Annotated in this window: 20 protein-coding genes; 14 read left to right on the forward strand and 6 right to left on the reverse strand. The window is 64.2% G+C overall.

What is annotated here, in order from left to right; translation table 11 throughout:
* Positions 1 to 96: 96 nt before the first annotated feature.
* Positions 97 to 615: an RT0821/Lpp0805 family surface protein gene (locus tag CTR53_RS20245; protein WP_290817965.1), complete on the reverse strand. Its 519-nt coding sequence runs from the start codon at positions 613 to 615 to the stop codon at positions 97 to 99.
* 204 nt (positions 616 to 819) lie between these two features.
* Between CTR53_RS20245 and CTR53_RS20250 the strand changes: the two genes are divergently transcribed.
* From CTR53_RS20250 to CTR53_RS20305, 12 genes are all read left to right on the forward strand, one after another.
* Positions 820 to 1323 (forward strand): pyridoxal 5'-phosphate synthase, encoded by a 504-nt coding sequence (locus CTR53_RS20250; RefSeq protein WP_290817968.1) that lies wholly within the window; start codon positions 820 to 822, stop codon positions 1321 to 1323.
* Positions 1296 to 2333: a cation diffusion facilitator family transporter gene (locus tag CTR53_RS20255; protein ID WP_290817971.1), complete on the forward strand. Its 1038-nt coding sequence runs from the start codon at positions 1296 to 1298 to the stop codon at positions 2331 to 2333. Before CTR53_RS20250 ends, CTR53_RS20255 begins: the two co-directional genes overlap by 28 nt.
* Positions 2216 to 3652, forward strand: a complete 1437-nt coding sequence (locus CTR53_RS20260; protein ID WP_290817974.1) for a sodium:proton antiporter — start codon at positions 2216 to 2218, stop codon at positions 3650 to 3652. Before CTR53_RS20255 ends, CTR53_RS20260 begins: the two co-directional genes overlap by 118 nt.
* A gap of 88 nt (positions 3653 to 3740) precedes the next feature.
* A complete protein-coding gene (locus CTR53_RS20265) occupies positions 3741 to 5153 on the forward strand; it encodes a sodium:proton antiporter (RefSeq protein WP_290817977.1) in 1413 nt (470 codons plus the stop codon).
* 200 nt (positions 5154 to 5353) lie between these two features.
* A complete protein-coding gene (gene rsfS, locus CTR53_RS21325; RefSeq protein ID WP_367159008.1) occupies positions 5354 to 5881 on the forward strand; it encodes a ribosome silencing factor in 528 nt (175 codons plus the stop codon).
* A 112-nt stretch (positions 5882 to 5993) separates the two neighbouring features.
* Positions 5994 to 6464, forward strand: a complete 471-nt coding sequence (locus CTR53_RS20275) for a 23S rRNA (pseudouridine(1915)-N(3))-methyltransferase RlmH (RefSeq protein WP_290817981.1) — start codon at positions 5994 to 5996, stop codon at positions 6462 to 6464.
* A 96-nt stretch (positions 6465 to 6560) separates the two neighbouring features.
* Positions 6561 to 8156, forward strand: coding sequence for a 2,3-bisphosphoglycerate-independent phosphoglycerate mutase (gene gpmI / locus CTR53_RS20280; protein WP_290817984.1), 1596 nt, complete (start codon positions 6561 to 6563; stop codon positions 8154 to 8156).
* Entirely contained in the window at positions 8149 to 9363 is a 1215-nt protein-coding gene (locus CTR53_RS20285; RefSeq protein ID WP_290817987.1) for a peptidoglycan DD-metalloendopeptidase family protein, read from the forward strand. Before gpmI ends, CTR53_RS20285 begins: the two co-directional genes overlap by 8 nt.
* A complete protein-coding gene (locus CTR53_RS20290; RefSeq protein ID WP_290817990.1) occupies positions 9363 to 10682 on the forward strand; it encodes a S41 family peptidase in 1320 nt (439 codons plus the stop codon). The genes CTR53_RS20285 and CTR53_RS20290 overlap by 1 nt, the downstream gene beginning before the upstream one ends.
* A gap of 53 nt (positions 10683 to 10735) precedes the next feature.
* Complete coding sequence (locus tag CTR53_RS20295; RefSeq protein WP_290817994.1) at positions 10736 to 12097, forward strand: divergent polysaccharide deacetylase family protein; 1362 nt, start codon at positions 10736 to 10738, stop codon at positions 12095 to 12097.
* Between the two features lie 17 nt (positions 12098 to 12114).
* Positions 12115 to 12606 (forward strand): RNA pyrophosphohydrolase, encoded by a 492-nt coding sequence (locus CTR53_RS20300; protein WP_290817996.1) that lies wholly within the window; start codon positions 12115 to 12117, stop codon positions 12604 to 12606.
* Between the two features lie 20 nt (positions 12607 to 12626).
* Positions 12627 to 13412, forward strand: a complete 786-nt coding sequence (locus tag CTR53_RS20305; RefSeq protein WP_290817999.1) for an alpha/beta fold hydrolase — start codon at positions 12627 to 12629, stop codon at positions 13410 to 13412.
* Between the two features lie 18 nt (positions 13413 to 13430).
* Here the strand turns inward: CTR53_RS20305 and CTR53_RS20310 are convergent, their stop codons facing one another.
* From CTR53_RS20310 to CTR53_RS20320, 3 genes are all read right to left on the reverse strand, one after another.
* Positions 13431 to 13907 carry a PAS domain-containing protein gene (locus CTR53_RS20310; protein ID WP_290818001.1) on the reverse strand — a complete coding sequence of 159 codons (477 nt, stop codon included), beginning with the start codon at positions 13905 to 13907 and terminating at the stop codon, positions 13431 to 13433.
* A gap of 107 nt (positions 13908 to 14014) precedes the next feature.
* Positions 14015 to 14509, reverse strand: a complete 495-nt coding sequence (locus tag CTR53_RS20315) for a PAS domain-containing protein (RefSeq protein ID WP_290818003.1) — start codon at positions 14507 to 14509, stop codon at positions 14015 to 14017.
* Positions 14510 to 14596: 87 nt separating this feature from the next.
* A complete protein-coding gene (locus CTR53_RS20320; protein ID WP_290818005.1) occupies positions 14597 to 15415 on the reverse strand; it encodes a ferritin-like domain-containing protein in 819 nt (272 codons plus the stop codon).
* 105 nt (positions 15416 to 15520) lie between these two features.
* Between CTR53_RS20320 and arsC the strand changes: the two genes are divergently transcribed.
* Together arsC and CTR53_RS20330 are read left to right on the forward strand one after the other, a co-directional pair.
* Positions 15521 to 15862: an arsenate reductase (glutaredoxin) gene (gene arsC, locus CTR53_RS20325; RefSeq protein ID WP_290818008.1), complete on the forward strand. Its 342-nt coding sequence runs from the start codon at positions 15521 to 15523 to the stop codon at positions 15860 to 15862.
* A 67-nt stretch (positions 15863 to 15929) separates the two neighbouring features.
* Complete coding sequence (locus CTR53_RS20330) at positions 15930 to 16865, forward strand: DMT family transporter (RefSeq protein WP_290818011.1); 936 nt, start codon at positions 15930 to 15932, stop codon at positions 16863 to 16865.
* A gap of 3 nt (positions 16866 to 16868) precedes the next feature.
* On the opposite strand, the gene fdhF is transcribed toward CTR53_RS20330, so the two are convergent.
* Positions 16869 to 19634, reverse strand: coding sequence for a formate dehydrogenase subunit alpha (fdhF, locus tag CTR53_RS20335; RefSeq protein WP_290818014.1), 2766 nt, complete (start codon positions 19632 to 19634; stop codon positions 16869 to 16871).
* The coding region (locus tag CTR53_RS20340) for an NADH-ubiquinone oxidoreductase-F iron-sulfur binding region domain-containing protein (RefSeq protein ID WP_290818016.1) at positions 19631 to 21214 on the reverse strand (1584 nt) is incomplete at its 5' end. The genes CTR53_RS20340 and fdhF, both read right to left, overlap by 4 nt.

The following is a 21214-nucleotide window of genomic DNA, read 5'->3' on the forward strand; positions in this document are numbered from 1 at the left end:
AAAAAAAGACGGCGTGCTCGAAGAACACGCCGTTGAGTCTGGGGGGAAGGGAAAGAAATACGCGGGTACTCAGCCTCTCAGGGGAGAGAGAGGCAATCAGTGCATGATCTTCCAGCTGCCGTCAGGCTGGCGGCAGGCGGTGCCGTAGCCCTGCTTGGACTCGCCGCCGACCTGGATGGTCTGCTGGAACTCGCGGCAGTATTCACCGCCCGGAGCCTGGTAGGCCGGCTGCGGCACGATGGTGCCGGCATTGCCGCTATCGGGGTTGCGCCACGACACCTGCGTGCCCGACGGCGTGGTTTCCAGCGCGCGCTGGTTGGCGCGATCCATGTAAGTGCGGTCGGCCTTGTCGAGCGACTTGCCGACTTCCGAACCGAGCAGCGCGCCGATCAGCGTACCGGCGGCCACGCCGACCAGCTGGCCGGAGCCCTTGCCGAAAGCCGAACCGGCAACCGCGCCGCCGACGCCACCGAGCACGGTACCGACATTCTGCTTCGGGCCGCTGTCATTGGCGCAGGCGGCGAGCATGCCGACGATGCCGAGCGCGGCGACCGCATAGGCGGCACGGCGAGTCCGACGGGGATGATACGGGGGGCGGGGGGCGAGGACGTTCATGGCTCGTGTGAATCCCAAAGACGTACCCAGGCTGGGCACGGGGAAAATCTGCGGGCCGATTGAGGCGGGATTGCGGCAAGGGTTGGGTAACTTGGCGGCAGGATGTAACATCGGGTGACCGCATCGGCAGATGCAATTGTGTCGGATTATCAGCACTTTGCCGAAAACCCGAAAAGAAGCCCTAGAGAGACCAACCCGAGAGCCGTGATGACCGCCGCCGACCCGCTTGCCCAGTTTGCCGCCTGGCTGAAGGATGCCGAAGCCAGCGAGCCCAACGATCCGACCGCCATGGCGCTCGCCACCAGCGACGCGGATGGTCTGCCCAATGTACGCATGGTGCTGCTGAAGGGCTTCGACGAACGCGGATTCGTCTTCTACACCAATTTCGAGAGCCAGAAGGGCACCGAGCTGCTGGCCAACAAACAGGCCGCCGCGGTGTTTCACTGGAAGAGCCTGCGCCGGCAGGTGCGCCTGCGCGGTCAGGTCAGCGTGGTGACCGACGNNTTCGCGCTGGAAGCCGCGGTGGCCAAATACGCCGCCAAACATGCCATCGGCGAAGTGCCGCGGCCGGCCTACTGGTCGGGCTTCCGCATCGCGCCGAACTATATCGAATTCTGGAGCGACAAGCCCTTCCGCCTGCATGAACGGCTGGTCTACCGGCGCAAGGACGCCGCCGCGCCATGGACAACGGAATTGCTTTACCCGTGAACGTGTCGGCCGCCGAGACCGCGCGGCTGATGCGCCGCGCCACCTATGCGTCGGTGCTGGTGGCATTGGTGCTGATCGGTGCGAAGACGGCCGCCTGGCTGCATACCGAATCCGTTGCGCTACTCTCCTCCCTGGTCGACAGCCTTCTGGATGGCGTCGCTTCGCTGATCAACATGTTCGCCGTGCGCCATGCGCTGACGCCGGCCGATGACGAACACCGCTTCGGCCATGGCAAGGCGGAATCGCTGGCCGGTCTGGGTCAGGGCGCACTGGTCGCCGGCTCGGCGCTGTTTCTATTCATCGAAGCAATCCAGCATCTGATCACGCCGCAGCCAATCGAACGCAGCTATGCCGGCATCGCGGTGATGGTGGGGTCGATCCTGCTGACGGCAGCACTGATCCTGTACCAGCGCCATGTCGTGCGCCAGACCGGCTCGCTCGCCGTCTCCGCCGACCGGCTGCATTATGTCGGCGACATCGCGACCAACCTGACCGTGATCGCGGCGCTGGCACTGGCCAGCCTGCCGGAATTCCTCTGGGTCGATGCGGTCGGCGCACTTATCGTGGCGACCATCATCGTCAAAAGTGCCGTCGACATCGTGCGCGGCGCACTGGACAACCTGATGGATCGCGAACTGGCCGACGACGAACGCGACCGGATCGTTGAGGTCGTCCGGAATCATCCCGGAGCGCGCGCCCTGCACGATCTGCGCACCCGGCGCTCCGGTTTGCAGGTCTTCATCCAGTTTCACCTTGAACTCGATCCCGATATTACCCTGCGCGAGGCACATCGCATCACCGACGAGATCGAGACTGAACTGCACCGGATGTTTCCCGGNNCGGCTGCCGCTGCCGCTAAGTTACCCGTTCAGAATTGCCGTTCGGGGGAATCATGTCGTTTTCGCGCATCCTGCGCCTTGTCGCGCCAGCCGTTGCCCTTGGTTTGCTCCCCGCCCTGTTTATCTCCGGGCCGGCCGAAGCCGCCACCGCCATCGAAGGCAAGGCGCTGAGCATTCTCTGGGTGCTGCCGTTTGCCGGCATCCTGCTCTCCATTGCGCTGATGCCGCTGTTCACGCCGAACTTCTGGCATCACCACTATGGCAAGGTCGCGGCCTTCTGGGGCCTGTGCATCGCGGTGCCGTTTGCGCTGCAGATCGGCGCGCTGCCGACCGTGCATGTGCTGCTGGAAGTGGCGCTGCATGAATACATCCCCTTCATCATCCTGCTGTTCGCGCTGTTCACCGTCGCCGGCGGCGTGCGCATCACCGGCAACCTGCATGGCAGCCCGAGCCTGAACACCGCGCTGCTGCTGGTCGGCACCGTGCTGGCCAGCTGGATGGGCACCACCGGCGCTTCCATGCTGCTGATCCGGCCTCTCATTCGCGCCAACGACGATCGCAAGCACAATGTGCATGTGGTGATCTTCTTCATCTTCCTGGTCTCCAACATCGGCGGCGCGCTGACACCGCTGGGTGACCCACCGCTGTTCCTTGGTTTCCTCAAGGGCGTGGACTTCTTCTGGACCGCCAAGGCGCTGTTTATGCCGACCTTCCTGGTCGCCGTTGTGCTGCTCGGCGTGTTCTATGCGGTCGACAGCTACTACTACAAAAAGGAAGCCATCGTGGCGCCCGATCCGACGCCCGACAGCGCGATCGGCATGGAAGGCGGCATCAACCTGATCCTGCTCGGCGGCGTGGTGCTGGCAGTCCTGATGTCGGGGACCTGGAAGCCCGGCGTCGAACTGAGCCTGTTCGGTGTCAGCGTCGAACTGCAGAATCTGGTGCGCGACCTGCTGCTGATTGCCATCGCTTTTGCCTCGCTCAAATTGACCGCGCAGCAGACCCGCACCGATAACGGCTTCACCTGGGGGCCGATCGTGGAAGTCGCCAAGCTGTTTGCCGGCATCTTCGTCACCATCATTCCTGCCATCGCCATCCTGCGCGCCGGCACCGATGGCGCGCTGGGCGGGCTGGTCAGCCTGGCCTCCAATGCCGACGGCACGCCGAACAACGCGATGTATTTCTGGCTGACCGGCGGCCTGTCCAGCTTCCTCGACAATGCGCCGACCTATCTTGTCTTCTTCAACATGGCGAGCGGCGATGCGCAGACGCTGATGGGTCCGCTGGCCTCCACGCTGCTGGCGATCTCTGCCGGTGCGGTGTTCATGGGGGCAAACTCCTATATCGGCAATGCGCCGAACTTCATGGTGAAGGCAATTGCCGAAGAGATGAACGTCAAGATGCCGAGCTTCTTCGGCTACATGGTATGGAGCTGCGGCATCCTGCTGCCCTGCTTCGTGCTGGTGACGCTACTGTTCTTCATCTGGTGAACGGTCGGGCATCGCCGTGAGGGTTGTCGTCGAGTGAGTTAATCACTATAAAAATGTCGTAAATATTTCTGAAACAATGAGGTGGCCGATGCGCGCGCCCGTCTTTCGCATCGGCCTCGCCGCCGTATTTTCCTCCGGCATTGCCATCCCGGCACAGGCTGCAGCAATAGATGGCTCGCAGCTCACACTGTTCTGGGGGCTGCCATTCGTCGGCATCCTGCTGTCGATTGCGCTTTTCCCGCTGATCGCGCCGTCTTTCTGGCACCATCATTATGGCAAGATCGCCGCCTTCTGGGCGCTTGCCTTCCTGCTGCCGTTTGCACTGCTGCAGGGCGGTGCGGGCGGTGCGGCCCATGCCGTGCTGGAAGTGGCATTGCATGAATACCTGCCCTTCACGATCCTGCTGCTGGCGCTGTTCACGATTGCCGGCGGCGTGCGCATCACCGGCAACCTGCATGGCAGTCCGAGCCTGAATACCGGGCTTCTCGCCGCCGGCACGCTGCTGGCCAGTCTGATGGGCACCACCGGCGCCGCCATGCTGCTGATCCGCCCGCTGCTGCGCGCCAACGACAATCGCCGGCATAATGTCCATGTGGTGGTCTTCTTCATCTTCCTGGTCGCCAATGTCGGCGGCGCGCTGACGCCGCTGGGCGATCCGCCGCTGTTCCTGGGCTTCCTCAACGGCGTGCGCTTCTTCTGGACCATGGAGGCCCTGTTCGCGCCGACCCTGCTGCTCGGCCTGCTGCTGCTGACCTCGTTCTATTTCATCGATCTCTATCTCTATCGCCGCGAAGGCATCACCCGCGACCCGACACCCGACAGTTCCATCGGCCTTGAGGGCGGCATCAATATCCTGCTGCTGACTGGCGTGATCGGTGCCGTGCTGATGTCGGGCACCTGGCAGCCGGCGCTGGAGCTGAGTGTCGTCGGTGTCAATGTCGAGCCGCAGAATCTGGCACGCGACGCCATCCTGCTGCTGCTTGCCGGCCTGTCGCTGAAACTGACGCGCACCGAAAGCCGCACCGCCAATGGTTTCAGCTGGGAGCCGATTGCCGAAGTCGCCAAGCTGTTCGCCGGCATCTTCCTGACCATCGTGCCGGTGATCGCCATTCTGCGGGCGGGCGAAGCCGGCGCGTTGCGCGACCTGATCGCCATCGCCACCGGACCGGACGGCGGCCCACGCGACGAGATGTATTTCTGGCTGACCGGCATGCTGTCGGCCTTCCTCGACAATGCGCCGACCTACCTGGTGTTCTTCCACATGGCCGGTGGCGACGCGCAGGCGCTGATGGGGCCGATGGCCTCCACCCTGCTCGCCATCTCGATGGGGGCGGTCTACATGGGCGCGCTCACCTATATCGGCAACGCGCCGAATTTCATGGTCAAGGCGATTGCCGAACAGGGCGGTATCCGCATGCCGAGTTTCTTCGGTTACATGCTGTGGTCCTTCCCGCTCCTGCTGGTGCCGTTTGCCCTGATCACCTGGCTCTGGTTCGTCTAGGAACTATCGAACGTCACCGGACTTTCATTGTCGATAAACCCGAGTCGCGGTAGACTGGCCCCGATTCGGCAGAGTTGTCGGATCGGCCAAATTCCGGAGTTTCCAGAGGAGGATCGGCCATCGCAAACACCACGACGCGCAAGCGCGCATCGGCAGCCGCCGGCAGCAAGGCCCCGGTTGCTAGTAAAACGAGGGCAGCCGTGAAGTCCAAGACCGCCGCAGCCGCCAAAAAGCCGGCCGCGGGTAAAGCGAAGACGGTCACCACCAAAGTGACCAAGGCCGCCGCCCAGGTGGCAAAAAAGAGCGCGGCAAAGCCGAAAGCGGCAGCCAAGCCGAAAACCACGAAAAAGACCCCGGAAAAATCCAAGCCCAATATCCCTGCCGCAGTGATCAAGCTGCATCAGCTGATCCTGAAATCGCTGGACGACGACAAGGCCGAGGAGATCGTCTCCATCGACCTGGCCGGCAAATCCTCGATTGCGGATTTCATGGTGATCGCCTCGGGCCGTTCCTCGCGCCAGGTGGCCGCCATCGCCGAGCATCTGGTCGACCGCATTGCCAAGGAAACCGGCAAGAAGGTGCGCGCTGAAGGCAAGGCGGTCGGTGACTGGGTGCTGATCGATACCGGCGACATCGTGGTGCATATCTTCCGGCCCGACGTGCGCAACTTCTACAATCTGGAAAAGATGTGGGGCGGCGCGGCCATTCCCGAGCCGGCTGCGGCGTAACCCGGTAAGCCCCTCACTCTCCCCGCTTCGCGAGCCCCTCTCTCTCCTGTTGCACGGGAGAGGGTCGGGGTGAGGGTGGTCCGGTTATCACCGGCCGACTAAACTCCCGAACATGAAAATCACCATTGCCTGCATCGGCAAGGCCGGCCGCGCCAAGCATGATGCGGCCCAGAGCCTGATCGAAGGCTACAGCGCCCGCCTGCCCTGGCCAGTCGCCATCCGCGAGGTGGAGGACAAAAAGCAGGGCGGCACGGTCACCGAACGCAAGACCCGCGAAGCCGCCCTGCTGCTGGCGGCCATCCCAAAAGGCGCTGTCATCGTCGCCATGGACGAGCGCGGCAAAAGCCTGTCGAGCCGACAGTTCGCCGACCAGCTGGCCGGATGGCGCGATCATAGTGAGCAGGAGGTGGCATTCCTGATTGGCGGGGCCGACGGGCTCGACCCTGCCCTGACGGCCAAGGCGAGGCTTACCCTGTCGCTGTCGGCCATGACTTGGCCGCATTTGCTCGCCAGGGTGATGCTGCTGGAACAGCTCTACCGGGCTTGGAGCCTGCAGACCGGCCACCCCTATCACAGGGATTAGCCAGTCTTACCGGGATTAAGATTGGCCCGGGGTGACCTTTCCGGCCATCTGCGCTATGTAGAAACCCTAGAAACATCAGCCTTTTCCAATAAAGCCATGATCAAGACCGATCCCGCCCGCAAACCTGTCGTCCTGTGCATTCTGGACGGCTGGGGACTGCGCGACGACCCGGCCGACAATGCGCTGGCCCAGGCGCGGCTGCCGAACTATCGCCGCCTGCTGGAAACCCGTCCGTTTGCCAAGGTTGGCACGTCCGGCCGCGATGTCGGACTCCCCGATGGCCAGATGGGCAATTCGGAAGTCGGCCATATGAATATTGGCGCAGGCCGTATCGCCGTGCCCGATCTCGGCCGCATCGACAATGCGGTGGCCGACGGCACGCTGCAGGACAACGATGCCATTACCGGGCTGATCAAAAAGCTGAAGGCGAGCGGCGGCAGCCTGCATCTGCTCGGCCTGCTGTCGGATGGCGGCGTGCATTCCCATCAGGACCATATGGTTGCCGTGGCTAAGATCTTTTCCGCCGCCGGCATCACGGTGCAGATTCACATGTTCGCCGACGGCCGCGACACGCCGCCGAAAAGCGCACTCGGATTCCTCAAGACTTTCCGCAGCCAGATCAGAGATGCGAAGAACGTTTCCTTCGCCACCGTGTCGGGCCGTTTCTATGCGATGGATCGCGACAAACGCTGGGAACGCGTGAGCCAGGCTTACGACGCACTGGTCGATGCCAGGGGCAAGACCGCCGCCAGCGCCGAAGCCGCCGTCGAACAGGGCTATGCCGCCGATGAGATGGATGAGTTCATCACGCCGACCGTGATCGACGGCTTCAAGGGCATGCAGGACAAGGACGCCGTGCTGATGGCGAATTTCCGCGCCGACCGCGCGCGCGAAATTCTCACAGCATTACTCGATCCGCATTTCGACGGCTTCAACCGGGCGCGTGTCGTCAAATTCGCTGGCGCGGTTGGCCTGACCGAATATTCCACCGCGCTGAACGCCTTTCTGGCCACGGCCTATGCGCCGGTGCGCTATCCGAATGTACTGGGCGAAGTGCTGGCCAATGCCGGCAAGACGCAGCTGCGCATCGCCGAGACCGAAAAATACGCGCATGTCACCTTTTTCATGAATGGCGGCGAGGAGCAGCCCTTCAAGGGTGAAGACCGCATCCTGGTGCCGTCGCCCAAGGTGAAAACCTATGACCTGCAGCCGGAAATGTCGGCGCCGGAACTGACCGACAAGCTGACGGCTACGATCACCTCGGGCAAATACGATCTGATCATCGTCAACTACGCCAATCCCGACATGGTGGGCCATACCGGCTCGATGCCGGCGGCGATCAAGGCGGCCGAGACCATCGATGGCTGCATCGGCAAGCTGGAAAAAGCCGTCACCGAAATGGATGGCGTGATGTTGATCACCGCCGACCATGGCAACCTGGAAGAGATGCTGGATCGCTCCAGCGGCCAGGCCCATACGCAGCACACCACCAATCCGGTGCCGCTGCTGCTGGTCGGCCCTCGCACGGATTCTTACGGTCTGAACGATGGCCGGCTCTGCGACATCGCGCCGACCCTGCTGCATTTCCTCGGGCTGAAACAGCCCGTCGAGATGACCGGTAACATCCTTGCCCAGGCTAAGACTTCCTTGGCTGACACCAACAACCTGAAGACTGCCCGCCGCCTTGCGTAAGCTGATCCTGCCGCTCGCCGCGCTGGTTCTCTTTGAACCGATGTGCAGCTTTGCGCAGTCCAATGCCCCGCAGCAGCAATTGCAGGACGTGCAGAAGCGCCTGCAGGAAAGCCGTGACCGCGAACGCGAGCTGGGCCAGGCTGCCGCCAAGCTGGCGCAGAAGCAGCGCGAGCTTCAGCGCAAACTTGTGTCAGCCGCCCGCAAGCTGCAGATCCAGGAAGACCTGGTGTCGCAGAGCGAAGACAAGCTGGCCGGCCTGCTGGCCAATGAAGCGACCGCCCGGGACGCCCTGGAAGCCCGCCGGGCCGAACTGGCGCAGACGCTGGCCAGCCTGGCGCATCTGAGCCGCCAGCCGCCGGAAGCCATGGTGCTGGCGCCCGGGTCGGCGCTCGACATGGTGCGCGCCAGCCAGCTGATGGCCGCTTTGGTGCCCGAAATCGAAAGCCGGGCGGCAGGCTTGCGCGACGAACTGACCCGCCTGGCCAGACTCCGCCAGGGTGTGGCCACTGAGCAGGAACGACTGGGCAAGGCGATCGCGCAGCTGGACCATGAGCGGCGCGACCTGGAATTCCTGCAGGCCGAAACCGCCTCGGCAGCGGCACAAACCGCGGAAGAGCGCGGTTCTGCGCGGGAAACCAGCAGTCAGCTGGCCGCTCAGGCCAAGGATCTGCGCGCCCTGGTCGACCGCCTGCTGGAGCAGGAACGCCGCGAAGCGGAGCGGCGCGAGGCAGAACGGCGGGCCCGCCAGCCCGGCACCGCCCCTCCGCGAGGCCGGACCGCCCCAGATCCGCCGGAAGCCTATGCCGCCCTGGAAGGCTCGGCTGCGCTGCCGGCACGCGGGCGCATCGTGGGTAAATTCGGCCAGTCGGACGAAAACGGGGTCCCTTTGCGCGGAATCCGCATCGAGGCCCGGGCTGGTGCCCAGGTGATCGCGCCGGCTGACGGCAAAGTGATGTTTGCCGGGCCCTTCCGCGGTTACGGGCAACTCTTGATTATCGCCCATGGCGGCGGATACCATAGTTTATTGGCGGGATTTGGACGGATCGACCGCTCTGTCGGTCAATGGGTGCTGGCCGGCGAACCGGTCGGCCTGTTGACCAACTCCCCAGGCGAAAAACCCGTCCTATATCTCGAACTGAGGCGCAAAGGCGAAACGGTGAATCCGTTACCCTGGCTGGCCTCGGGCGACAGAAAGGTGAGCGGCTGATGCGCAATTTCCTCCTTGGCGGTGTCTGTGCCTTCGCATTGATGGGCTCGGTCGCCCTGTTCGCGGCGCCCAGCAAGGTCGGCGGCCTGCAGGCCAACGAAACCTATCGGCAGCTCAACCTGTTCGGCGAAATCTTCGAACGCGTTCGCAATGACTATTACAAAGAGACCAAGGACGACGAGCTGATGGAGCATGCCATCAACGGCATGCTGTCCTCGCTCGATCCCTACTCGATCTACATGCCGCCGCGCAGCTTCCAGGAAGCGCGCGTGCAGACGCGCGGCGAATTCGGCGGCCTCGGCATCGAGGTGACGCAGGAGAACGGCCTGATCAAGGTGGTGTCGCCGATCGACGACACGCCGGCGCAGAAGGCTGGCATCCTGCCGGGCGACCTGGTCACACATCTCGACGGTGATCCGGTGATGGGCAAGTCGCTGAATGAATCGATCGAGAAGATGCGCGGCGCGCCCAACACCAACATCGTGCTGACCGTGCGCCGCGGCGCCGCCGATGCGGCCAAGACATTCGATGTGAAGATCACCCGTGCGGTGATCAAGACCCGCGTCGTGCGGTCGCGCCGCGAAGGCGAGTTCGCTTACCTGCGCATCTCTTCGTTCAACGAGCACACCACGCAGGACATGGTGGCCGCGATGGACAAGCTGAAGGCCGAGATGGGCCCGCAGCTGAAGGGCTATATCATCGACCTGCGCGACAATCCTGGCGGCCTGCTCGACCAGGCCATCTCGGTATCCGACAGCTTCCTGAACCAGGGCGAGATCGTGTCAACCCGCGCGCTGCGCAGCACGGCCGACGAAGGCCAGCGCTACAACGCCAAGCGCGGCGACGTGGCCGACGGCAAGCCGATCGCGGTGCTGATCAACGGCGGGTCGGCTTCGGCCTCGGAGATCGTGGCCGGCGCGCTGCAGGATCATCACCGCGCCGTGATGGTGGGCAGCACCACCTTCGGCAAGGGCCTGGTGCAGACCATGATCCCGCTCGGTGAGTTTGGCGGCATGAAACTGACCACGGCCGGCTACTTCACCCCGTCGGGCCGTTCGATCGACAAGGTCGGCATCACGGCCGACGTGGAGGCCTGGAACGAGCGCGACCGCCAGATCGCTGCAGCGCTGAAGGAGCGCCGCCAGATGACCGACCAGCGCCAGACCGAGGAAAACAAGTCCGACAAGGACAAACAGGAGCCAGCCGAGGTGACGCCGCCGCATCAGGTGTCGACACCAGGCCAGGACGGCCCCGACCTGGTGCTGCAGGCCGCCATCGAAGTGCTGCGCGCGCCGCCCAAGCCGACCGCCCGGAAATGATCCGGCCAACGATTCAGATGGGCGACGGCTCAGCAGAAGGCTGACCCACCGCAATGGCGCAACTCCATGCCGATCCCGACGACCGGGCGATGGCGGCAGAACCCAAGCGGGGTCTGCTGAGGCGCCTGTTCGGCGGCAGGCGCAAAAAGCCGGCCGCCAATCACATGGGTGAAGTGAATGGCGTCGGCGATCATGGCGACAACAGCCATCTGCTGGACGAACATCCCGAGGACGCCGACCTGATCCAGACGATCAACGGCGACGAAGACATGCCGGCGATGGCCGAGCCGCCGCGCAAGCGCGGCTTCAAGCACAAGATCGCCACCTTCTTCCGCATCATCGGCCTGATCCTGTGGCCGCCCTTCCTGCGCGGCGACCTGCGCACGGTGAACCGGCGCCTGCTGATGGCCGCCTGGACCATCGTGCTGCTGGTACTGGCAGCAGCCGGCGGATGGCTGGTCACCACCGGCGAGAAGCTCGCTTTCCTGCCCGGCTCCGAAGTGGTGATCGGCGTCGGCCGCCTGGCACTGCCGCCGGAAGCGCGCCTGGCGCCGGACCAGAAAAGCGGCGCCGCCGCACCGCCGCCTGCGGTCGGCCGACTGCCCAGCGGCCTGCTGGTGGCGCCGGATCCCGTGCTGTCCGAACCCTCGCCGCGCGGCATCATTCCCAGGATCGGTACCGATGGCCGCCAGCCCTGGAGCGCCTATGCGCGCCCCTTCGACGAACCGGCGACGCGACCGCGACTGGCCATCGTGCTGCATGAGATGGGCCTGAATACGCAGCTGACCCAGCTGGCCGCCGAACGCCTGCCGCCGGCGATCACCTTTGCCTTCAATCCCTACGCCCCCGATCTGGCCAAGCAGGTCGAGATGGCGCGTACCGCCGGCCATGAAGTGCTGCTTGGTCTGCCGATGGAGCCCTTCGACTACCCGGCCAGCGATCCCGGCCCCTATACGCTGCTCACCTCGCTGAGCGAGCAGGAGAATGCGCGGCGCTTCGACTGGGTGCTGTCGCGCGTGCCAGGCTATATCGGCTTCAGCAACCTGATGGGTGGCAAATACACCTCCTCGCCCGAACATATGCGTGTCATCGCCGGCAAGCTGAAGGAACGCGGCCTGATGTTCGTCGATGCGCGCACCGCGCCGCGCAGCGTGGCGGCCCGCGTGGTGCGCGAGGGCGGCGGCGTCTATGCCTTCGTCAACCGCCAGGTCGACCAGCAGCCGACCGCACAGACCATCGACGCCCGACTGGAGGAACTGGAGCGCACCGCGCGCACCGGCGGCGTCGCCATCGGCAGCGCCCTGCCCTATCCCGTCACGCTCGACCGCCTGCTGGCCTGGACGCGCGGGCTGGAAGCAAAGGGCATCGCGCTGGCGCCGGTTTCCGCCATCGCCAATCGCCAGACACCAGAATAACAGTCCGGAGAGTCAGTATGACCACCATTGCCGAACGCGATGCGCGGCCCTATCGCGACGGTGTGGGCATCGCACTGCTGAACGATGCCGACATGGTGTTCGTCGGCCAGCGTATCGACCAGACCGCCGAAGCCTGGCAGATGCCGCAGGGCGGCATCGATCCCGGCGAGGATCCGCTGACGGCGGCGCTGCGCGAGATGGAGGAAGAGATCGGCGTGCCGGCCAGGCTGGCCGAGATCATCGCCGAGAGCCGCGACTGGCTGACCTACGACCTGCCGCCGGATCTGGCCGACAAGGTGTGGAAAGGCAGGTATCGCGGCCAGCGGCAGAAGTGGTATCTGGCGCGCTTCCAGGGGCAGGACAGCGATATCAATCTGGAAACAGCGCATCCTGAATTCAATCAATGGCGCTGGCTGCGCTTCCGCCAGTTGCCCGACATGATCGTGCCGTTCAAGCGGCCGATCTATGAACTGATCGTCGCAGAATTCGCCGACAAGGTCCGTACCTGACATCGTAAGGAGGCTGCCGCATGACGAAGGGCGATATCCTGCTGCTGCATGGCGCCTTCGTCGGTGGCTGGGTCTTCGAGAGGATGCGCGGCGAGCTGAGCCGTCGCGGCTGGAAGACGCATGCGCCAGACCTGCCGTTCCACGGCAGCGAATTCGCCGGGGCCGCACCGCATCCCGATCTGCGGCGCCAGCGCCTGACGGAATATCGCGCCGCGCTGACTGAGGAAATCCATCGCCTGACACCGCCGGGCCATCCCGCACCGGTGCTGATCGGCCACTCGCTCGGCGGCCTGCTGGCACAGCAGCTGGCGGCGCAGAATCTGGCGCGCGCCGCCGTACTGCTGGCGCCGGTGGCGCCCTGGGGCATCCTGCCCAGGACGCGCTGGGAAATGGAAACCATCTACGGCCTGATGAAAGCGCATGTGGCGGACAAGGCGATCCCGCCGAATTTCGAACTTGCCGCCGAATATTCGATGGACCGCATTCCGCCAGCCCTGCAGCGCGACATCTTCGCGCGCCTGGTGCCGGAATCGGGTCGCGTGCTGTATGAAACCCTGCTGTGGTGGATGGACTGGCAGGCGGAGAGCTATGTCTCGGCGCGGCGCATGCAGGTGCCGACGCTGGTGCTGTGCGGCAGCGACGACAAGGTGACGCCGCCGGCTACCTGCCGCGCGGTGGCGCGACGCTATCCGGGTCGCGCAGTGTTTCGCGAGATCCCGGACTTGAGCCATTTTACCTTCGGCGAACCGCAGGAAGATGCCGTGATCGCCATGGTCGCCGACTGGCTCGACGAACACGCACTCTGAATGGAACGTTGCGGCCGGTCAGATCGGCACACTCTCCACCGGCACACCGCAGCCCAGCACGATATTCACCGTCTTGCCATCGGCCGCCAGCGGTAGCAGCACGGCCTGGAAGCGATGCCTGCGGTCGTCGCGCAGATAATCGTAGGACAGCGTACGCACTTCGCCCTCGGTCACGACACTGCGATAGAAGTCGAGCAATTCATCGCGGAAGCCGGGATTGGCGATATCTTCAAGCCAGCGCCCGGTCATGTCGGCGCCGTGGTAGAACACGAATTCACTGCCGAACAGGCGGTAGCGGAAACGCAGTTGGTCTTCCGGCCCGCGTACGACATCCACCATCAGCAGATGGCCGAGCAGGGGCTTGAGTTCCAGCGGGTCGAAATCGGCGCGCGCGGGAAACCTGCGGCCCTGGCGCTTGCCCGCCCAGTAGCCGATCAGGCCGCTCAGCCTGTCGTCCAGATCCGATTCGGCGACGGATGTGATATGTCGCACCATGCCGGCCAGCCTAGCGGGCTGACAGGGTCCGACAAGCGAAGCATTTGGTAACCTCTGCGTTTATTGCAGTGCGGCGGGAATGGTAGATACCCGCTATTAAATCCCGCCTAGTAGATTCCTACGGGCAGGCCGCTGCTCAGGATCATGTCGATCTCGCGACCGTCGCTGGCCAGCGGCAGGATCACCGCCTGGAACCTGTGCCGCCGGCTGTCGAGAATATAGTCGTAGGACAGCATCGGCGTGGCGCCGGTGGCAATCACATGCTCGTACAGGCCGACCAGTTGCTGGCGATAGACCGCATTGCCGATCTGGTCGACCCATTGTCCGGTCAGGTCGCCGCCGTGGTAGAAGACGAATTCGGTGCCGAACAGGCGATAGCGAAAGCGCCGCGTGCCATCGGGCTGCGGCACGGCCTCGATCAGGTTGATGTTGCCGAGCAGGGATTTGAGTTCCAGCGGATCGATATCGGCACGCGCCGGCAACCGGCCCGGACTGCATTTACCGCGCCAATACTCCAGCAGGGCTTTCAGGCGGGGATCGAGCTCCGATTCCGGAATCGGGCCCTGCGGTGGCGGCGTCGACGGAGCAGCCGTATCAATCATGCTCAGGCTCAATCATACCCGGACATACTAAGCCGACAGGCGGGGCTGGCAAAGGCGAACTTGCAGGGAAAACGCGGTGGCTGACCGCTAGACAGCTACGGCCGCGAGCCGACGCTGCCGCCACTGCATCACGCGCCAGACCAGTGCCGCGAACCCGCGGCTGAAGGCGCCCTGCGGATCGAGGCCGCAGGCCTTCAGCGCCATGCTGAGGCCGCGCTGGATATGGCCGAAGCGATAGACCTTGCTGGCGCGGATTTCGTAGGCCGCGCTCTGGCGTTCGCGATCGTAGCTGCCTTCGCAACCGTTGCCGCACCAGTAGGCCATAGCAAGTTCGTCATCGCTGGCTTCCTGCATACGGCCGAGCGCGATACGCAACCGACGCAGGCGACCCATCGGCCGGGTCTGCTGATAACGTTGCAGGTGATCGTAGAACAGTTTGAAATGGCGGAACTCATCGGCGGCGATCTTGCCAGCCACCGCCTTCAGCACCGGTTCGTCGGTGGCGTCGCGGATCGCGCTGTAGAAGCTGGAGGTGCCGCATTCCACCACGCAGCGCGCCACCAGCTCGCCGTTGCGGCTGCCGCGCACCGAAGCCGTGATGTCGAGTGGCAGGCGATAGCCATCGGTGAAACGCTGCATGGCCAGGTCGGGATCGAAAGCGGGATCGGCCAGCTGGGCCCAGCGCGCCAGCGCGGCACCATGCTGACGCTCCTCGATGCCCCACTGCCGCGCGGCATCGCAGAACAGCGGATCGTCGGCAAAGACGTTGCAGAGATACGTGACGTAATCGTCGGCGTTATGCTCGACCAGCGCTGCCGCCTTGACGGCGCGCAGCAGCTCGGGATCGACCCGGGCAGGATCGAAGGTGTCCCAGGCGATATCGTCCAGTGTCCAATGTCCGGCCATGACCTCTATTTAGCCAACGGTCATCAAATTGCAACTCTTGCAGCTATGCTCTAAGTACCCGTTAATACGTCATTCTTGGCGAAATTACGGCGACAGGATACGCAAATGGCCGATGGCATCCTCTATCACAACCCGCGCTGCTCGAAATCGCGCCAGGCGCTCGAACTGCTGCAAGGCAAGGGCCTGTCGCCGCAGGTGGTTGAATACCTCAAGACGCCGCCCGATGCAGCCACGCTGAAGCGCCTGCTCGGCCAACTGGGCCTGAGCGCCAGGGACGTGCTGCGCAAAAACGAAGCCGCCGAGGCTGGTATCGACGCCGATGCCAGCGAGGCCGTGCTGATCGAAGCCCTGGCGGAACATCCCATTGCGCTGGAACGGCCGATCTTCGTGCATAAGGGCAAGGCGGTGCTCGGCCGCCCGCCGGAAAAGGTACTGGAGATCCTTTAGCCGGCTAGCCTTGCCGATGCGTGGGCGTTAGCTTGTCAGCATACAAACGAAAGCCGCCCGCCTCATTATGACCAATCCAGATTCCGAAGCGACCGCACCGGCAGCGATGCAGGCGGTGACGCCCCCGCAGGGCATTTCCGCCTATTCGCTCGGCCTGCTGGCCCTGCTCACCTTCTTCTGGGGCATCAACTGGCCGATCATGAAGATCGCGCTGAACGAGATGCCGGTCTTCACCTTCCGCGCGCTCTGCCTCGGCGGCGGCGCGCTCGGCCTGTTCGCCATCGCGATATGGAAGCGCATGTCACTGCGCATTCCGCGTGGCCATCTGCTGCATATGCTGTGGATCAGCCTGTTCAACATCACCGGCTGGAATGTCTTCGTGCTCTATGGCCTGTCAATGCTGCCGGCCGGACGCACCACCATCCTCGCCTTCACCATGCCGCTGTGGCTGATCCCGATGAGCGCGCTGCTGCTGCATGAACGCCTGACCGGCTGGAAACTGGCCGGGCTGGGCATCGGCCTGACCGGGCTGGTCGTGCTGGTGGGCGGCGAATGGGAGGCCATGATGGCAGCGCCGTTCGGCGTATTGCTGGTGCTGGGCGCCGCGATCTGCTGGGCGATCGGCACCGTGCTGATCAAGCTGTGGCAGGTGCCGATGTCGCCGGTGCCGTTTGTCGGCTGGCAGATGGTGCTGGGCGGCATCCCGATCTTCGTGATCGCCCCGCTGCTGGAATCCGACCGCTGGTACGTCTACTCGTTCTGGCCGTGGATGGCAGCGCTGTACAATGCCACGGTCTGTTTCGTCTTCTGCTACTGGGCCTGGAATGTGCTGGTGCGCGTGCTGCCGGCCGGTATCAGCGGGTTGTCGACGCTGATGATCCCGGTGGTGGGCGTATTCTCTTCCATGCTGATGCTGGGCGAGCAGCCGCGCTGGCCGGAATTCGCTGCGCTGCTGCTGGTCGCCACCGCGCTCGGCCTCATTCTGAAGCCGTCACGCAGCTGAGCGCTATTCGGCGGCGACAGCCTCCTCCTGCACGGCCTCGACCTTAGCGGCGCAGAATTTGAACTCCGGAATCTTGCCGAAGGGATCGAGCTGCGGATTGGTCAGCAGGTTGGCGGCCGCCTCGTAGAAGGCGAAGGGGATGAACACCATATTCTCCGCCACGTCGCGGTCGAGACGCGCCTTGAGCTGGATCGAGCCGCGCCGCGTCGATACGCGGATATGCTGGCCCGCCGCCACGCCGAGCCGGGCGGCATCGCGCGGATGCAGCTGCGCGGTGGCTTCCGGCTCCAGTGCATCCAGCTGGGTGGCGCGGCGCGTCATCGCGCCGGTATGCCAGTGTTCCAGCAGGCGGCCGGTGCTGAGCACCATCGGGAATTCCGCATCGGGCACTTCCGCAGGCGGCGTCACCTTGGTCGGCACGATCTTGGCGCGACCTGTCGCAGTCGGAAAACCTTCGCCGAAGATGATCTCGCGACCGCCCGGATAGGTGACGGCCTCCTCGGTCTCGAGCCGCGGCCAGGTGATGCCGGCGAGCGACGGCATCAGGCCGGCCATCTCGGTATAGACCTCGCTCGGATGGCGGTATTTCCACGGCAGACCGACGCGCTGCGCGATCTCCTGGATCAGTTCCCAGTCCTGGCGCGCCTCGCCCGGCACCGTCAGCGCCTTGCGGCCGATCTGCACGCGACGGTCGGTATTGGTGTAGCTGCCGTCCTTTTCGGCAAAGGCCGTGGCCGGCAGGATCACATCCGCATGGAAGGCGGTCTCGGTGAGAAAGATATCCTGCACCACCAGATGATCCAGCTTAGCGAGCGCCTCGCGCGCATGGGCCGCATCGGGATCCGACATGGCCGGATTCTCGCCCAGGATATACATGCCGCGAATCTCGTCGTTCATGATCGCAGTCATGATCTCAACGACCGTGAGACCGCGTTTCGGCGCGATATGTTCGTTGACCACACCCGGCCCCCAGACCGCCTCGAAGGCATCGCGGCGGGCGGCATCCTCCACCGACTGGTAGTCGGGCAGCACCATCGGAATGAGGCCGGCGTCGGACGCGCCCTGCACATTATTCTGGCCGCGCAACGGATGCAGGCCGGCGCCAGGCTTGCCAACCTGGCCGGTAATCAGACCCAGCGCGATCAGGCAGCGTGCATTGTCGGTGCCATGCACATGCTGCGACACGCCCATGCCCCAGAAGATCAGTGAGGCCTTCGATGTGGCATACATGCGCGCCACCTTGCGCAGCACATCGGGTGCAATGCCGCACAGCGGCGACATCGCTTCGGGCGTCGACTCCTTCACGGCCTGTTCCAGATCAGGGAAGCCGTCGACGAACCGCTGGATATAGGCCGGATTGGTCAGGCCTTCGTCAATGATCACATGGAGCATGGCATTCAGCATCGCCACGTCGGAGCCGGGCTTGAAGCGCAGGTGATGCGTGGCGAATTTGGTCAGCGCCTGGCCGCGCGGATCCATAACGATCAGCTTGGCATTGTTCTGTCGCACTGCGTTCTTGATGAAGGTGGCGGCGACCGGATGATTTACGGCGGGATTGGCGCCGATCACGATGATCACTTCGGCATCCATAGCAGCCGCAAACGGCGCCGTCACAGCTGCAGAACCCACGCCTTCCATCAAGGCGGCCACGGACGAGGCATGGCAGAGTCGCGTGCAATGGTCGACATTGTTGGTGCCGAAGCCCATGCGCACCAGCTTCTGGAACAGATAAGCCTCTTCGTTGGAGCCCTTGGCCGAGCCGAAACCGGCCAGCGCCGAAGGACCGACCTCATCGCGCACCTTTACCAGGCCGCCTGCGGCAAACTGCAGTGCCTCTTCCCAGCTGGCTTCGCGGAAATGCGTGAAGGGATTGGACGGATCGACCTGATCCTCGCCATGCTTGGCCACACCCTCCTTGCGGATCAGCGGCTTGGTCAGGCGATGCGGATGGCTGACGTAATCGAAGCCGAAACGGCCCTTGACGCAGAGGCGGCCGCGATTGGCCGGACCATCCTTGCCGGTGACATATTGAATCCGGTTGTCCTTGACGTGATAGGTCAACTGGCAGCCGACGCCGCAGAAGGGACACAGGCTGTCGATCGCCGTGGTCGCCTTTTCCACGCCGCGGTTGTTTTCGTCGACCAGCGTGGACGGCAGCAGCGCGCCGGTCGGGCAGGCCTGCACGCATTCGCCGCAGGCGACGCAGGTGCTGTTACCCATCGGATCGTCGAAATCGAACACGATCTCGGAATGATGGCCGCGGAAGGCCATGCCGATCACGTCGTTGCCCTGGACTTCGCGGCAGGCGCGGACACAGAGATTGCACTGGATGCAGGCATCCAGGTTGACCGCCATGGCGCCATGGCTGCGGTCCGGCGCCGGCATGTGATCGCGCGCCGGGAAGCGGCTTTCGGTGACATTGAGCGCTTCGGCCCAGTGCCAGAATTTCGACTCCCCGTCATGCGCCTCGGAGCGCTTGGGCTGGTCGGAGACCAGCAGCTCCATTACCAGTTCGCGCGCGCGCGTCGCACGTTCGCTGGCCGACACCACCTTCATGCCTTCGGTGGGGGTGCGTTTGCAGCTCGGTGCCAGCACGCGCTCGCCCTCGATCTCGACCATGCAGGCGCGGCAATTGCCGTCGGCACGGAAACCGGGCTGCGGCGTGTAGCACAGATGCGGGATATCGGTGCCTTCGCGCTTGGCGACCTGCCAGATGGTCTCGCCCGGCAGGGCGTCGACCGGTTTGCCATCAAGATGAAAGCGGATCATTTGAAGCGCTCCAGAACGGAGAGAAGCGGATTGGGCGCGGCCTGGCCGAGGCCGCAGATCGAGGCATCGCGCATCACCTGCGCCAGATCGCGCAACAGCGGTTCATCCCATTTCGGCTGCGCCATCAGGTCGGCGGCCTTTTCGGTGCCGACGCGGCAGGGCGTGCACTGGCCGCAGCTTTCATGGCGGAAGAACTTCATCAGGTTGAGCGCGGCATCGCGTACCTCATCCTGATCGGACAGCACAATCACGGCCGCCGAGCCGATGAAGCAGCCGTATTTCTCCAGCTGGCCGAAATCGAGCGGAATATTATTCATGCTGGCTGGCAGGATGCCGCCCGAGGCACCGCCCGGCAGATAGGCCGTGAAAGTGTGGCCCGGCAGCATGCCGCCGCAATATTCCTCGATCAGTTCGGTGATGGTGACACCGGCCGGTGCCAGTTTCACGCCGGGATTGCGCACGCGGCCCGAAACCGAATAGCTGCGCAGCCCCTTGCCGCCATTGCGGCCATGGCTCTGCCACCAGGCCGCGCCCTTGTCGGCGATCTGCGGCACCCAGTAGAGCGTCTCGACATTATTGATCAGGGTCGGCCGGCCCCAGAGGCCGACCTGGAACGGGAACGGCGGCTTCTGGCGCGGCAGGCCGCGCTTGCCCTCGATGCTTTCCAGCATTGCCGACTCTTCGCCGCAGATATAGGCGCCGGCGCCGCGTCGCAGCTCGATCTTCACATCGCCGAGCAGGCCGGCCGCCTTCAGCGCCTTCAGTTCCTCAGCGATCACGAGATGGAGGGCCGGATACTCGTCGCGCAGGTAGATATAGGTCGTCTCTGCCTCGATCAGGAACGCGGCGATCAGCATGCCTTCGAGGAAACCGTGCGGATCGGTTTCCAGGAACCAACGGTCCTTCAGCGTGCCGGGTTCGCCCTCGTCGCCATTCACGGCGAGCAGGCGCGGCTTGGGCTGGTCCAACAAAGCTTTCCATTTGCGCGCGGTCGGGAAACCTGCACCGCCCATGCCGCGCAGGCCGGCAGCCTCGATCTCGGCCACCAGCGCCTCGCGCGTCATCGCGCCGCTGCGCAGTTTCGCCAGCACGTTATAGCCACCCTGCGCCCGGTAGGCGGCAAGACCTTTGTAATTCGGCAGCACCGGCGCGACGGCCTTCTGCACATGAGCCATCAGTACGGTATCGACCGCAGCCGGCGCGATCACATTCTTGCCGTAGACAGCACAGGGGGCGCGGTCGCACTGACCCATGCAGGGTGCGCGTTCGACACGCACGTCGGGACTCAGATTATCCAGCCTGTCGGCCAGCGCATCGGCGCCGGCCATGACGCAGCTCAGGGAGTCGCAGACACGCAGCGTGATCGGCGCAGGCTGTACCTCGTCGACATCGACGACTTTGAAATGAGCATAGAAGGTAGCGGTCTCGAACACTTCCGCCAGCGGCAGGCGCATGACTTCAGACAGCGCCGTCAGCAGCGGGGCCGGCAGATAACCCTTCGCATCGTTGATCAGGTGCAGGTATTCGATCAGCAGATCGCGTCGACCGGCATCCGGCTGCACGATGGCACTCAACGCCGC

The organism is Ferrovibrio sp. (assembly GCF_002796975.1).
Lineage (GTDB): Bacteria > Pseudomonadota > Alphaproteobacteria > Ferrovibrionales > Ferrovibrionaceae > Ferrovibrio.